10 protein-coding genes are annotated in these 14386 nt (G+C 66.3%); 3 read left to right on the plus strand and 7 right to left on the minus strand.

From position 1 onward, the window contains the following. Positions 1 to 2: 2 nt before the first annotated feature. Positions 3 to 572: a gamma carbonic anhydrase family protein gene (locus tag U1703_RS01500; RefSeq protein ID WP_332784290.1), complete on the minus strand. Its 570-nt coding sequence runs from the start codon at positions 570 to 572 to the stop codon at positions 3 to 5. Beyond that, positions 572 to 2647, minus strand: a complete 2076-nt coding sequence (locus tag U1703_RS01505; RefSeq protein WP_332784291.1) for a malate synthase G — start codon at positions 2645 to 2647, stop codon at positions 572 to 574. Before U1703_RS01505 ends, U1703_RS01500 begins: the two co-directional genes overlap by 1 nt. Before the next feature lie 97 nt (positions 2648 to 2744). Here U1703_RS01505 and U1703_RS01510 point away from each other — a divergent pair, with 97 nt between their 5' ends. Together U1703_RS01510 and U1703_RS01515 are read left to right on the plus strand one after the other, a co-directional pair. Further along, the gene (locus tag U1703_RS01510; protein ID WP_332784292.1) at positions 2745 to 3617 is read left to right on the plus strand and encodes a LysR family transcriptional regulator; all 873 of its coding nucleotides are present in this window, start codon (positions 2745 to 2747) and stop codon (positions 3615 to 3617) included. A gap of 80 nt (positions 3618 to 3697) precedes the next feature. Then, positions 3698 to 4636 carry a DUF808 domain-containing protein gene (locus U1703_RS01515; RefSeq protein ID WP_332784293.1) on the plus strand — a complete coding sequence of 313 codons (939 nt, stop codon included), beginning with the start codon at positions 3698 to 3700 and terminating at the stop codon, positions 4634 to 4636. A gap of 13 nt (positions 4637 to 4649) precedes the next feature. Here U1703_RS01515 and U1703_RS01520 read toward each other — a convergent pair whose 3' ends face one another. Both U1703_RS01520 and U1703_RS01525 read right to left on the minus strand, forming a co-directional pair. Beyond that, complete coding sequence (locus tag U1703_RS01520) at positions 4650 to 4862, minus strand: DUF5818 domain-containing protein (protein WP_332784294.1); 213 nt, start codon at positions 4860 to 4862, stop codon at positions 4650 to 4652. Between the two features lie 45 nt (positions 4863 to 4907). Beyond that, complete coding sequence (locus U1703_RS01525; RefSeq protein WP_332784408.1) at positions 4908 to 7904, minus strand: diguanylate cyclase; 2997 nt, start codon at positions 7902 to 7904, stop codon at positions 4908 to 4910. A 237-nt stretch (positions 7905 to 8141) separates the two neighbouring features. On the opposite strand from U1703_RS01525, the gene dinB reads away from it, so the two are divergent. Beyond that, the gene (dinB, locus tag U1703_RS01530) at positions 8142 to 9227 is read left to right on the plus strand and encodes a DNA polymerase IV (protein WP_332784295.1); all 1086 of its coding nucleotides are present in this window, start codon (positions 8142 to 8144) and stop codon (positions 9225 to 9227) included. A gap of 16 nt (positions 9228 to 9243) precedes the next feature. Here the strand turns inward: dinB and U1703_RS01535 are convergent, their stop codons facing one another. The 3 genes from U1703_RS01535 to glmU all read right to left on the minus strand — a co-directional run bounded on the left by U1703_RS01535 (position 9244) and on the right by glmU (position 14372). Next, positions 9244 to 11097 (minus strand): EAL domain-containing protein, encoded by a 1854-nt coding sequence (locus U1703_RS01535; RefSeq protein WP_332784296.1) that lies wholly within the window; start codon positions 11095 to 11097, stop codon positions 9244 to 9246. Positions 11098 to 11176: 79 nt separating this feature from the next. Continuing rightward, positions 11177 to 13000, minus strand: coding sequence for a glutamine--fructose-6-phosphate transaminase (isomerizing) (gene glmS, locus U1703_RS01540; protein WP_332784297.1), 1824 nt, complete (start codon positions 12998 to 13000; stop codon positions 11177 to 11179). 4 nt (positions 13001 to 13004) lie between these two features. Next, positions 13005 to 14372 carry a bifunctional UDP-N-acetylglucosamine diphosphorylase/glucosamine-1-phosphate N-acetyltransferase GlmU gene (gene glmU / locus U1703_RS01545; protein ID WP_332784409.1) on the minus strand — a complete coding sequence of 456 codons (1368 nt, stop codon included), beginning with the start codon at positions 14370 to 14372 and terminating at the stop codon, positions 13005 to 13007. Positions 14373 to 14386: the final 14 nt, after the last annotated feature.

Here is a 14386-nt window from a genome sequence, read left to right on the forward strand (position 1 = left end):
GGCTAGGCAGGTGTGACGCCGTCGTCAACGATCGGGCCGGAACGATCCTTGTCCAATGGACGCAAATGTGCGGCATAATGTGCGGCGCGCGCGGTATAGCCGTCGGCAGATCCACGTAGCCGTTCGACCTCCCCGGGCTCCAGCATCCGCACCGCTCGCGCAGGCACCCCGACGATCAGGCTGCCGGATGCGAAGACCTTTCCTTCCGTTACCAGTGCCCCCGCCCCGACCAGCGAGCCTGCCCCGATGACCGCATCGTTCAGCACGGTCGCTCCCATACCGATCAGGCATCCCTCGCCGATCGTGCAGCCGTGCAAGACCGCCCGGTGCCCGACCGTGCAATCCGCACCGATGGTCAGCGGGCTGCCCGGATCGGAATGCAGCACGGCGCCGTCCTGAATGTTCGTTCGCGCGCCCACATGGATGACGCCGTTATCCGCGCGCAGGACCGCGCCGAACCACAGGCTAACCTGTTCGTCCAGCACCGCCCGGCCGATCACGTCGGCGGATGGCGCGATCCAGGCGGTGTCGTGCACCTTGGGACGGTCATCCCCAATGCCGTATAGCGGCATTACGCCTTCTCCGCCTGATCGGCCCGCTGCTTGGCGGCCTGTCGATATCGATGAAGCAATGGTTCGGTATATCCGTTGGGCTGGTCCATTCCCTGAAAGATCAGCGCCCGTGCCGCCGTCAGGGCAAAGCCGGCCGGATCGTCCGACATCCGTCGATAGGCCGGATCGCCGCCATTCTGCGCATCGACCTTTGCCGCCATCCGCATCAGTGCGGCCTCCACCTGTTCGGCGCTGACGATACCGTGATGCAGCCAGTTCGCGATATGCTGCGACGAGATGCGCAAGGTTGCCCGGTCCTCCATCAACCCGACATCGTCCAGGTCGGGAACCTTGGAACAGCCCACCCCCTGGTCGATCCAGCGGACGACATAGCCGAGCAGCCCTTGCGCATTGTTGTCGAGCTCGGCGGCGATTTCCTCGGCATTCCAGTCCGGCGCGGCGGCGACAGGGGGTGCCAGCAGCCGATCGAGCGAGGCGATCGGTTCGGCGGCACGCTCCTGCTGGCGGGCGGCTACGTCGATCCGGTGATAATGGGTCGCATGGAGGGTCGCAGCGGTCGGCGACGGAACCCAGGCTGTGTTGGCGCCCGCTCCGGGATGCCCACCTTTCTGGGCGAGCATATCGGCCATGCGATCGGGTGCCGCCCACATGCCCTTCCCGATCTGCGCACGGCCCGCAAAGCCGCAGGCCAGCCCGATCTGGACGTTGCGATCCTCATAGGCGGCGATCCAGTCACATGCCTTCATCGCGGCTTTGCGCACCATCGGCCCGGCCAGCATGGCGGTGTGGATCTCGTCGCCGGTACGATCCAGGAAGCCGGTGTTGATGAAGACGATGCGGTCCTTCACCGCATGAATGCAGGCCGCGAGGTTGGCCGAGGTGCGCCGTTCCTCGTCCATGACGCCGATCTTGATACGATGCCGCTCCAGCCCCAGCAGATCCTCGACCGCATCGAACAGACGGTCGGCATAGCCGACCTCTTCCGGCCCATGCATCTTGGGCTTCACGATATAGATCGAGCCGGGACGCCGCATCGCGATCAGGCTGGTCACGATCGCGTCCAATATACCCTCGGGCGCTTCGGACCCGTCGGCCAGCCGGAGCGCGGGTGTCGTCATCAGGTGGCCGACATTGCGCACGAACAACAGGCTGCGCCCGGCCAGCGTGAACGGCGTACCGTCGGGCGCCTGATAGCTTCGGTCGGACGCCAGTTTGCGCGTGATCGTCTGGCCGCCCTTTTCGACCGGCGCGGTCAACGTACCGTCGATCAGGCCCAGCCAGTGCGCATAGCCTGCGACCTTGTCCTCGGCATCGACCGCCGCGACCGAGTCCTCCAGGTCGCAGATCGTGGTCAGCGCCGACTCCAGGACGATGTCCGCGATCCCGGCGGCATCGCTCCGTCCGACGGGATGGCTCGGGTCCACGACGATCTCGATATGCAAGCCATGATTGCGGAACAGCCACCCCGTCGCGCTGCGCCCCCGAAACTGCCCCGGATCGCGCAAGGCCGCCACCGCCTGCGCCATGTCAGTCACCCCGCTCCATCCGCCCTCGATCGGCAAGGCATCGTCGAGAAAGGCGCGGGCCCAGGCGATGACCGCCGCCCCGCGCTCGAGATCATAGCCCTTGGCCGAAGACGGCGGCGCGATGGCATCGGTGCCGTACAGGGCGTCATACAGGCTGCCCCAGCGCGCATTGGCCGCATTCAGCAGGAAGCGGGCGTTGAGCATCGGCACGACCAGTTGCGGACCGGCCAGCAGGGCGACCTCGGCATCGACGTCGTGCGGGGTGATGGTGAAGGGCGCGGGTTGCGGGACCAGATACCCGATCTCGGTCAGAAAGGCGCGTTGGCTGGCCCCGTCGCATCCACCGCCCTGCCGATACCAGTCATCGATCCGCGCCTGCAACGCGTCGCGCCTGGCCAGCAAGGCGGCATTTTGGGGTGCGAAACGCCCGAAAATATCTGCAACCCCCGCCCAGAATGAGTCGACGGACAGGCCGCTCGCCGGAAGTGCCCGATCCTCCAGGAACCGCACCAGCGCAGGTGCGACCGACAGGCCGTGGCGTTGCATCATGGCGTCTCCCCCTCATGGCGTGTGCGGGACGATAGGGCATCGCCATTGCGGGTCATAGAGCGCATGATCGCAGGACTGTCGATCGCTGGAGGAACGAATGGATCCCGATATCGCGCTGTTCGTCGACGTGATCCGCGAAGGGAGCCTGGCGGGCGGCGCTCGCGTCTGGCTCTTGTCGCCTGCGATGGTCTCGAAGCGCATCGCGCGGCTCGAGGCGCGGATGGGGGTCCGGCTGCTTCACCGGACGACCCGTCGTTTGTCACCGACACCAGCGGGGGCCGCCTTCCATGCCGAGGTCGCCCCGCTGATCGCGGGCCTTCGGGCGGCGCAGGCCCGGATGGTACAGACGGCCGGCAGCCCGGCGGGCCCCTTGTCGGTCAGCGCGCCGACCTCGTTCGGCCGCCTGTGGATCGCACCCTTCATCCCGGCCTTTCTCGACCGCTTTCCCGATGTCAGGCTGAAGATCGAGCTCAGCGACGATTTCGTCGACTTGCTGGATGGCGGCATCGACCTGGCGATCCGCATCACGGCCACACCGCCGCCGGGCCTGGGGGCGTTTCGGCTGGCCGACAATCGCCGCATATTGTGCGCCAGCCCGGCCTATCTGACAGCCGCGGGCACACCCGAGACGATCGCGGCGCTTCGCCAGCATCGGTTGCTGGCTGCCAAGGGCCAACTGCCATGGCGTTTGACCGGCGCGACGATCAACGGCGAGAGCGCAGTCGAAACGCATAGCAGCGAGATGGTGCGCGAACTCGCCCTGGCGGGCGGCGGCATCGCGCTGCGTTCGCTCTGGGACGTGGCCGATGCGTTGACCGACGGGCGGCTTGTCCGCGTGCTGCCCGCTTATGAAGGGTCGGTGGCGGTCGGTATCTGGGCCTTGCACGCGCCTGTCGGGGCACCTGCGGCCGTACCGGCGCTGCTCGACCATCTGACCAGGCAGTGGCGCGATGCGACGTGGCTGACATGACGACTTCGTCATTTTTCCGTGCATCGACGCAACCCAGGCTCTAGGCACGGGCCAAATGGATCATAGGGAGTAGCGGTTCGATGGCAGGGGGTCTTGTCGCATTGCTCGACGATGTGGCGGCAATCGCGAAGCTGGCGGCGGCATCGCTGGACGACGTTGCGGGCGCTTCGGCCCGTGCCGGTGCCAAGGCGGCGGGTGTGGTCATCGACGATACGGCGGTAACGCCGCGCTATGTCGTCGGCCTGGCGCCGCAGCGGGAATTGCCGATCATCGGCAAGATCGCGCTGGGGTCGCTGCGCAACAAGCTGATCTTCCTGCTGCCCGCCGCCCTGTTGCTCAGCGCTTTTGCGCCCTGGGCGATCACGCCCATCCTGATGGCGGGCGGTGCCTTTCTGTGCTTCGAGGCAAGCGAGAAGATCCTCGAGACGCTCACGGGCGGGCATGAGGAAGCGGCTGACGCCGCGCCGGTCGATGCCAAGGTGCTGGAAGATCGTCAGGTATCCGGGGCAATCCGTACCGACCTGATCCTGTCGGGGGAGATCATGGCGATCGCTCTGTCCGAACTGCCCGACATGGCGATCGGGACCCAGGCGATCGCGCTGGCCCTGGTCGGTATCGCCATCACGGTCGGCGTGTACGGCGTGGTCGCCGCGATCGTGAAGATGGACGATATCGGCCTGCACCTCGCCGCCCGCGAGGGACGTGTGTCGCAATCGGTCGGCCGTGGCCTTGTCAAGGCTATGCCCGTCGTACTGAAGGTCCTGGCCATCGTCGGCACCGCCGCGATGGTGTGGGTCGGCGGCGGCATCATCGTCCACGGCATGGAGGAATTCGGCTTCACCACCCTGCCCCATCTGATCCACGACACCGCCCATCATGCCGGAGAAGCCATGCCGGTGGCGGGCGTTGCCGTTGCATGGTTCGTCGGTGCGGTCGGCTCCGCGATCATCGGGTTGATCGTCGGAGCGGTCATCGTCGGTGTCCTGCACCTCATACCCCGGCGCGGCGCCAGCCATTGAGGGTTCGGGGCGGTCAGCCGCCCCGGACGCCCTCCACCTCGATCAGTCCTGTCCCGAGCATCCGCCCCGTCACGGTGACGGACTTTCCGACATGGTCGACCGGCACCCGCATCAACCGCAATTCGGCCAATGATCCGTCATCACCTTGCAGGATGAAGGCGCCGCCTTGCCGGATCAGGCGGCCGCTGCGGGTGACGAGGGTGTCGGGTGGTACGTCAGGCGTCATGAGGCATGGCAACACGGCCCTTCGCCGCCGGTTCCGTGCGGTCGATCACGCCGCCCGCGCAACCCGATCGCGACCGCCACGCTTGGCATCGTAAAGCGCCGCGTCGGCCCGTTGGATCATCGCACCGACCGGTTCGTCCGGCTGCCACTCCGCGATGCCCGCACTGATGGTGACGGCGACGGCCTGATCGCCGACGGTGACCGGTCGCTCGGCTATGGCCTGCCGCACCCGCTCGATGATAGCCGTCGCCATGTCCAGCGTGGTGCCGGGGAGCAGGATCGCGATCTCCTCCCCGCCATAGCGCGACAGGGTATCGTCGACCCGAACCCCCTGTTGCAGGCGCGCCGACAGCTGGACGAGAACCTCGTCGCCTACGCTATGGCCGTGGCGATCGTTGATCCGCTTGAAGTGATCGACGTCCAGCAAGGCAAAGGTGAAGGCGTCGCCATGATCGACGGCCTGCCCGCGCGCCGCCTCCAGCCGGGTCATCAGCGTTCGGCGGTTCGCCAGGCCGGTCAGCGGATCGGTGCTGGCCAGACGGTCGAGCTGTTCGTTGGCACGGCGGAGTTCGCCGGTCCGCTCCTCGACCATCGCCTCCAATACCCTGGCGCGGCGGCGGACGACGGTGGTGACCGCCCAGAAGCTGCATGCCAGCACCATCAGGCCCAAAGCCACAAAGCCAAGCCGTGCGGGCCACGTCTCATACCATTGCGGGTCGACGGTGATCAGGATGCGCTGGGTCACGGTCTGCGCGGCGAGGCCCGGCACGCTTGCCCTGAGCAGCAGCCAGTAATTGCCCGCGGGAAGGTTGGTATAGGTCGCGTCCGCCGGCGTCCCCGGCGCCACGTTCATCCATCTCCGGTCGAAGCCCTCCAGCCGATAGCCGTAGCGGACCTCCTCGGGCGCGGCGAAATCGGTCAGTGCAAAACTGACGCGCAGGGTCCGTCCGTCACGCCCCAAACGCAGCCCCCAGGACGACGCGGCGGAATCGATGGTGACGGGGCGACCGTCGATCTCGGCCGCGCTGACGATCAGCGATGCGGTGCCGACCCGGTTGTCGCGGCTCAGCAGCACATCCGGCTGCAGGATCATCAGCCCGTCGGGCGATCCGAACAGCAGCGAGCCATCATCGGTCCGCGCCGCCGCGCGCTGGTTGAAGGCGTTGGTGCCGCCGCCGTCGCGCTGGCTCATGACGCGCACCCGGCGCCCGGCGGGATCGATCACCGAAATACCGCCAGCGCTCGCCACCCAGATCCGACGACGGGCATCGAGCGTCAGCGAGGCGACGTTGTCGCCCGCCAAACCATCCGCTTCGGTGATCGCATGAAAGCGCCAGCCGTCCGCGACCGCGCGCCCGATACCGACGCCGCCATAGGTCCCGACCCAGATGTCGCGGCCCATGGAGACGATCGAACCCGCATAATCCTGCGGCAGGTTGGCGGCTTGCCCGACCTTGCTGGAGAAATGGACGAAACGCCCTGTGCGCAGGTCGAGCAACCCCAACCCGGCGGGCGTCGCGACCAGCGCCGATGTCGGCGATCGGACGACGATGTTGATGACTTCGTTGTTGGGCAGGCTGGTCGGATCGGAGGCATCGTGATGGAACACGCGCACCTGCCCGGTGACCCGATCGCGGACGAACAGCCCCTTATAGGTTCCGATCAGTAACGCTACCGGCGTCTCGGCCAGCGAGATGACCGGCAGGTCGCCCAGTCCGGGGACGTCGATGGCGTGTGTCGCCAGCGTCCGAGGATCGACCGCCATGACCCCACGCGCGCCGACCAGGATGGAGCCGTCGCTGGATTCCAGCAGCGCCTTGATATCCTGCCCGCCATGCTGCCCCGGCAGGGTCAGGTGACGGACAAGGCCCCGTTCACGGTCCAGGGCATCGATCGACCCATTGCTGAAACCCAGCCAGATCAGGCCCCGCCGATCGACCATGATCCCGCGGACATTGTCCTCGGACAGCGACTTGCGCGGGTCGGGCATCGCCGATCCGATCCGCAGCACGCCGCCGCCCGGCCCGCGTGTCCGTGCCGCGCCCATCTCGGTCGCCGCCCAGATTCCGCCCGACCCGTCCAGCGCCAGCGCCCGGACCGTATCACCCGCGAGCGATAGCGGATTGGCGGCCAGATGCCGGATCGGCAGTATGGCGAACCTTCGCGCCGGGTCGATCAGCAGGATCCCACTGCCGTCGGTCGCGGCCCATATCCGTCCATGTCCGTCCTCCAGCAAGGCACGGATGGTCCGGTGCCCGACCAGTGGAGATTGCCCGGCCAGTCCCGGCAACTGGGTGAAGCGCGGATTTCCTCCCCGATCCGAGGTCGTGTAGATGCCGTCGGAACCCGTCCCGACCCAAAGCCGACCCTGCCGGTCACGCTGGATCGCCCAGACGTCGCGGTCTGGCGCCTTGGTATTCATGACGACACGGACGAAGGTGCGGCTATGCGGCGCACGCGACCAGAGCCCCTCCTCCGCCCCCGCCCAGACGCGGCCGTCCGTGTCACGGTAAACGGCGAAAACGGTCTGGACCTCGCCTTTGCGATTGCGGATCGCATGGGCGGCCATCGGATCGATCCGATCCGAACCCGCGGCGACGTGATGCACCCCGCCGTCCGATGCGACAAAGGCCCCGCCCGCACCGTCGGGTGAGAAACCAAAGATACGCGTTCCCGCGCGCTGGCCCTTCGCGCTCAGGCGCAGGAAGCGCCCGGTCCTCGAATCGTAGCGCGCCAGGCCTCCGACATTGGTCCCGATCAGCAACCCTCCATCCGGCAGCGCCATCAGCGATCGTACGTAATTGTCGGGCAGCGAATAGGGGTCGGACAGGCGCTGCTTGTAGCTGCGCACGCGTTGCCCGTCATAGCGGGTCAGGCCGCCGCGCGTGCCGATCCACATGGTGCCGTCGCGCGCGCGGGCCACCGCCGTGGTGGTCACGTGCGGCAGGCTCACCGCGTCCCCCAACCGGGAGAAGGTGGCCCATTGCCATGCCGCCCAAGGATCGCTCCGCTCGGCCCCGGCCGTCATCGGCAGGATCGACATCAGGAGCAAGAGGGCCGCGGCACCCAAGGATCGAAGATGTGTCAAACAATCGTCCTGCCCATTTCCATAAGACAGATCCTATAAGGGCAAGTTAATGCGAACGGCCATCTCGACCCCATATGATCAAGGGGTTGACGATGAAGCCCTGTTCCTGTTTCGTTTTACCGGCGTGCAGCAAGCGACTATGTGACCGTCATGGGCTCCCCGGTGCCAAATTCTTCCAGTCCGACCAATGCTATGGCGACTCAGGATGGACGCAAGATAATTCATGTAGACATGGACGCCTTCTACGCCTCAGTCGAACAGCGGGATGACCCCAGACTTCGCGGACGACCGGTTGCGGTGGGGGGATCGCGGCGGCGGGGTGTCGTTGCGGCGGCCAGCTATGAGGCGCGAACCTTTGGGGTGCGCTCGGCCATGCCATCTGTCACCGCCGCCCGCCGCTGTCCCGAAATCGTCTTTGTCCCGCCGCGCTTCGATGTGTATCGTGAAGTATCGGGGCAGATCCGCACGGTCTTTGCCCGCTACACCGATCTGATCGAGCCGCTGTCGCTTGACGAAGCCTATCTCGATGTGACGGAGGACCGCGCCGGGCTGGGCTCGGCGACCGCTATCGCAGCGGCGATCCGCGCCGCGATCAAGGCCGAGACGGGGCTCACCGCTTCCGCCGGGGTCAGCTACAACAAGTTCATCGCCAAGCTGGCCTCCGACCAGAACAAGCCCGATGGCCTGTGCGTCATTCCCCCGGCACATGGCGCGGCCTTCGTCGCCGCATTGCCGGTCAAGCGGTTTCACGGTGTTGGACCAGTGACCGCCCGCAAGATGGAGGCCTTGGGAATCCTGACGGGCCAGGACCTGCGGGACCGACCGTTCGACTTTCTGCAACGTCATTTCGGCAGCTATGCCGATTATCTGTATGGCGCAGCGCGGGGGATCGACCATCGGCCGGTTCGTGCCCAGCGCATCGCGAAGTCGGTCGGGGCCGAACGGACGTTCGAGGAAGATCTGTCGGACCGCGAGGGGCTGCACGCCGCGTTGGAGCGCGTCGTCGATGCCGCCTGGACACGTATCGCGCGCAATGGTGTGTCGGGGCGCACCGTGACGCTGAAGCTGCGATACAGCGATTTTCGAACCATCACCCGGGCACGCTCGACGAGCCAGCCCGTTGGCGACCGCGCGCAGTTCCTGGCGATCGGTCTGGACCTACTCGACCAGCAGTTGCCGGTCACGGGCGGCGTCCGGCTGCTCGGCCTGACCATGTCGGGCTTGGTCGAGCAGGAGGATGATCGAGACGTACCGCGGCAGCCCGAACTGCCACTGTGACGATCATCGCTTTCGCTCAGTACCGCGCACCGACCGCCAGTGCGGGCTCTGTATGATCGCCGCCCGGCAGCGGCAGGACGCGCCGCGTCGCCAGTTCGCGGGCTTCGACCGCAGGAACCGGGAAGGAGAATAGAAAACCCTGCAGATGGCTGGCGCCTGCGACGCGCAGCGCCTGGGCCTGGGCCTCCGTCTCGACCCCCTCGGCCACCACGCCCAGTCCCAGCGCGCGGCCGAGATGGATGATCGAATGGACGATCGCGGCAGACTCACGCTCGCGGCCCATGCCGTCGATGAAGCTGCGGTCGATCTTCAGGCTGTCTAGGGCGAACTTGCGGATGTTATAGAGGCTGGAATAGCCCGTGCCGAAGTCGTCGAGTGCAATACGGAAGCCAAGCTTCCGCAGCGCGCACAGCGTCTGCGAGGCGCGTTCGGCATCGTCGAAAATGGCCGTCTCGGTTATCTCGATCTGGACACGGCCGGGTTCGACCCCGGCACGACGAACGCTGTCCATGACATGCGCGACGAAATGAGAGCGCCTGAACTGCACCGGGCTGAAGTTCACTGATACATATTGGCCCGGCCAATGCTGCAACTCGGCCAGAGCATGGTCCAGCACCCAGTCGCCCAGTTCGTGGATCAGGTGGCTTTCCTCGGCGATCGGGATAAAGATCGCCGGACTGACGGGGCCATGATCCGTCGTCGTCCAACGCACCAGTGCCTCGAACCCGGCAATTTCCAGATCGCCGCGCCCGACGATCGGCTGGAAGGCCAGGCTAAGCTCGTCGTTCGCGATCGCACCGGCCAATCCGGCCTCGATCCCCCGCCGGACCCGGATGCTCTCGTCCATCCCTTCGTCAAATACCCGGACGACCCCGCGCCCCGAACGCTTGGCATCGTTCAAGGCCATGTCGGCCTGGCGCACCAGGTCGGTCGGGTCGCGTTCGACACCCTCCCCGCTCATCACCAATCCGCATGATGCTCCACAGCGGACGGCATGGCCCAGAATGTTGAAGCTGGTCGCACAGGCCGACACGATCCGCTCGCAGGCCGTAATCGCCTGCTCCTCATTTTCCGCATCAAAGAAGAGGCCAAATTCGTCGCCGCCCAGCCGGGCCACCAGGGCGTCACGCGGAGCATGGCGGTGGATCATCGCACAGACTTCGCGGATCAGTTCGTCACCCGCCAGATGGCCCAGCGTGTCGTTGACCAGCTTGAACCGGTCGAGATCGATCATGCCGGTGACGAACGGACCCGGCCGCCGTCCCCGCTCCTGCAATCCGCGCAGAAACGCCACGCGGTTGGGCGCATCGGTCAGCGCGTCGTGCATCGCGATATGCATGGCGCGGTTTTCATTGGCCGCCAGCTCGGCGGTCTTTTCCTCAAGCGTGACCACCTGTGCCGCCAGCATTGCGCGCGCCGCCGCCAATTCGCGGTCATTGTCCCAGCGGTGGCACAGCGCGAGCGCCATCTGCGTGACCTCGGCCAGCTGGAAAGGCTTGGCGATGTAGAAGATCTTGTCGGCGGGGCCGGCCACCCGGCTGATATCGGCGGGCGAGAAGTCGGTATAGCCGGTGACGATCACCAGATGGATGTCGGGGTCCAGCGCGCGGATACGCCGCGCGGTTTCGCGTCCGTCGATCCCCGGCGGCATGCGAATGTCGATAAAGGCGACCTTGAAGGGATTTCCCTCCGACATGGCCTTTTCGACCGCCACGACGGCCTCCGCGCCCTGATAACAGTGATGCGGACGAAACGCACGGGTGTCACCGCCATGCTCGACCGGATCGCGATGATCCGTCGTGCAATCCCAAAAACAGTAGGAATAGGTTTCGTGAACGGCCGGTTCGTCGTCAACAATCAGAATACGCATCCGGCCACCATCATTCCAACATCATGCAATCGTTGGAAGGATAGTGGCCGAAGATACTTAAAGTGACGTAAATGGACAGTTATTCAACCGTAACGCTCTTGGCGAGGTTGCGCGGCTGGTCGACATCCGTGCCCTTGGCGACCGCCACATGATAGGCGAGCAACTGGACCGGCACCGCATAGACGATCGGCGCGATCAGCGGATGCACCTTGGGCATGGTGATGGTGGCGATGCAGCCGTCACCAGCCGCCTCGATCCCGTCATAGTCGGAGATCAAGATCACCTTGCCGCCGCGTGCCTGCACCTCCTGCATGTTCGAGACGGTCTTCTCGAACAGGGGGCCCGACGGGGCGATGACGATGACGGGGACATGCTCGTCGATCAGCGCGATCGGACCGTGCTTCATCTCGCCCGCCGCATAACCTTCGGCGTGGATGTAGCTGATTTCCTTCAACTTCAGCGCGCCTTCCAGCGCCAGCGGATAGTCGGTGCCACGGCCGAGATACAGCACGTCGCGCGCACCGGCGACCGTGCCCGCCATGCCCTCGATCGCCTCGTCATAGGCCAGTGCGCCGTTGATCGCGGCGGGCGCTTCGGCAAGGTGGCGGACGAGCTGCTTCTCCTCCTCGACCGACAGCCGCCCCTTGGCCTTGGCGAGGTTGGCGGCGAGTGCGGCCAGAACGCTGAGCTGGCAGGTAAAGGCCTTGGTGGACGCGACGCCGATCTCCGGCCCGGCATGGGTCGGCAGCAGCAGGTCGGCCTCACGCGCCATCGAGCTGGTCGGTACGTTGACCACGGCGGCGATCGTCTGCCCCTCGGCCTTGGCATGGCGCAACGCGGCCAGCGTATCGGCGGTCTCGCCCGACTGGCTGATGACGATCATCAGGCCGCCCGCCTCCATGACCGGCGCGCGGTAGCGGAATTCGGACGCCACATCCAAATCGACGGGAACCCGTGCAAACTGCTCGAACCAGTATTTGGCGACCATGCCCGCATAGAAGCTGGTGCCGCAGGCGACGATGGTGACCCGCTTGATACCCGACAGGTCGAAGTCGGGAATGGGCAACACGACCTTGCCCTCCAACCGCTGGAGATACGAGCGGAGCGTCTGGGCGACGACGATCGGCTGCTCGTAGATTTCCTTCTGCATGAAGTGGCGGTGATTGCCCTTGTCGATCAGCGCGCCGGTGACGCCCGACAGGGTGACGGGCCGGTCGACCGGCGTGTTGTCGCGGTCATAGACCTGCGCGCCCTCACGGGTGCAGACGACCCAGTCGCCCTCGTCCAGATAGGCGATACGCTGGGTCAGCGGCGCGAGGGCGAGCGCGTCCGAGCCCAGATAGGTCTCGTCGCCGCCGTACCCCACGACCAGCGGCGAACCGAGCCGCGCGCCGATCAGCATGTCGGGTCGATCACGGAACAGGATCGCCAGCGCGAAAGCACCGTGCAGGCGCGGCAGCACCTCGCGAACGGCGGCGACGGGGTCGAGGCCCTGTTCCACCTTTTCGCTGACCAGGTGTGCCACGACCTCGGTGTCCGTCTCGCTGGTGAAGACACGGCCGCGGCCGATCAGCTCATCGCGCAGCGCCTTGAAGTTCTCGATGATGCCGTTGTGGACGACCGCGACGTGATCGGTCGCATGCGGATGGGCATTGTTGGTCGTCGGGCCGCCATGCGTCGCCCAGCGCGTATGCGCGATGCCGATCGAGCCGGGCAGCGGATGCGCCGCCAGTTCCTTGGCCAGATTGATCAATTTGCCCGACGCACGCCGACGCTCGATCGCGCCATGGTCGATCGTCGCGATGCCGGCAGAGTCATAGCCGCGATACTCCAGGCGACGCAGTCCGTCGAGCAGACGCTCGGCAACGTCGTCACCGCCCAGGATTCCTACGATACCGCACATAGTCTTACTCCCCAGCCTTCTTTGCGGCCTTCTTGGCCGTCATCATGTCTCGAAAACGCTTCGCCCAGCCCGGCTTGGTCTGGCGTTCCGCGCGGACCAGCGCGAGCGCGTCCGCCTCGACGTCGCTCGTCACCACGGCTCCTGCCCCCACGATCGCACCTGCACCGATGGTGACCGGCGCGATCAGCGCGGAGTTGGAGCCGATAAAGGCACCCTCGCCGATCACCGTCTTGTACTTCAGGAACCCGTCATAGTTGCAGGTGATGGTGCCCGCGCCGATGTTGGCCCCCGCGCCCACTTCGGCATCGCCCAGATAGGTCAGGTGATTGGCTTTCGCGCCGGGGCCGAGAACGGCCTTCTTCATCTCTACGAAGTTGCCGACCCGCGCGCCTTCGCGCACGTCGGCACCAGGGCGCAAACGGGCATAGGGGCCGATATCGGCTCCGGTCGCGATGGTCGCTCCTTCCAGATGGCTGAAGGCGTGGATGGTCACGCCATCGGCGACATGGACGCCGGGGCCGAAGACGACGTGCGGCTCGATGACCACGTCACGCCCGATACGCGTATCATGCGCGAACCATACCGTATCCGGCGCGATCAACGTCGCCCCCTCTGCCATGGCCAGCGCACGGCGGCGGACCTGCCAGTCGCCCTCGACCACCGCCAGTTCAGCGCGGCTGTTGACGCCCGCGACCTCGCTCGCGTCCGTCTCGATCACCGCCGAATGACGGCCATCGGCCGCTGCCAGCATGACGATATCGGGCAGATAATATTCCCCGGCCGCATTGTCGTTGCCGACCCGGTCGAGCAGGCCAAAGAGATCCGCCGAGCGGACCGCCATCAGGCCGGAGTTGCACAGCGTGACCGCGCGCTCCTCGGCGCTGGCATCCTTGAACTCGACCATTCGGTCGATCCGGCCGCTGGCGTCGGCGACAACCCGACCATAGGCGGCGGGATCGGCGGGGCGGAAGCCCAGCACCACGGCCGCGGGCGCATCGTCCTGGCCGAGTCGGTCGATCATCGCCTGCATCGTCCGTGCCTCGACCAGCGGCACGTCGCCATAGAGGATCAGGACATCGCCATCGAAACCCGCCAGGACCTCGCGCGCCTGGGCGACGGCGTGACCCGTGCCCAACTGTTCCGCCTGCAACGCGGTGCTGACGCCGAGCGACGTGACGGCGGCCTCGACCTGCTCGCGTCCGGCCCCGGTGACCACGACCATGCGCTCGGGCGACAATTGCTTCACGCTGTCGATCAGGTGAAGCAGCATCGCGCGTCCGGCGATCGGGTGAAGAACCTTGTGCAGGTTCGACTTCATGCGGGTGCCCTTGCCCGCGGCAAGGATGATGGCGGCGATCGGTCTCGTCATGATGGTTGCGCCTGCCA

The organism is Sphingomonas flavida (assembly GCF_036663655.1).
Lineage (GTDB): Bacteria > Pseudomonadota > Alphaproteobacteria > Sphingomonadales > Sphingomonadaceae > Sphingomonas.

Coding starts and splice junctions, on each gene's coding strand:
- U1703_RS01515 (WP_332784293.1), top strand. CDS start 3,698: ATGGCAGGGGGTCTTGTCGCATTGCTCGACGATGTGGCGGCAATCGCG.
- glmS (WP_332784297.1), bottom strand. CDS start 13,000: ATGTGCGGTATCGTAGGAATCCTGGGCGGTGACGACGTTGCCGAGCGT.
- U1703_RS01500 (WP_332784290.1), bottom strand. CDS start 572: ATGCCGCTATACGGCATTGGGGATGACCGTCCCAAGGTGCACGACACC.
- U1703_RS01505 (WP_332784291.1), bottom strand. CDS start 2,647: ATGATGCAACGCCACGGCCTGTCGGTCGCACCTGCGCTGGTGCGGTTC.
- U1703_RS01510 (WP_332784292.1), top strand. CDS start 2,745: ATGGATCCCGATATCGCGCTGTTCGTCGACGTGATCCGCGAAGGGAGC.
- U1703_RS01535 (WP_332784296.1), bottom strand. CDS start 11,097: ATGCGTATTCTGATTGTTGACGACGAACCGGCCGTTCACGAAACCTAT.
- dinB (WP_332784295.1), top strand. CDS start 8,142: ATGGCGACTCAGGATGGACGCAAGATAATTCATGTAGACATGGACGCC.
- U1703_RS01525 (WP_332784408.1), bottom strand. CDS start 7,904: ATGTCGATCCTGCCGATGACGGCCGGGGCCGAGCGGAGCGATCCTTGG.
- U1703_RS01520 (WP_332784294.1), bottom strand. CDS start 4,862: ATGACGCCTGACGTACCACCCGACACCCTCGTCACCCGCAGCGGCCGC.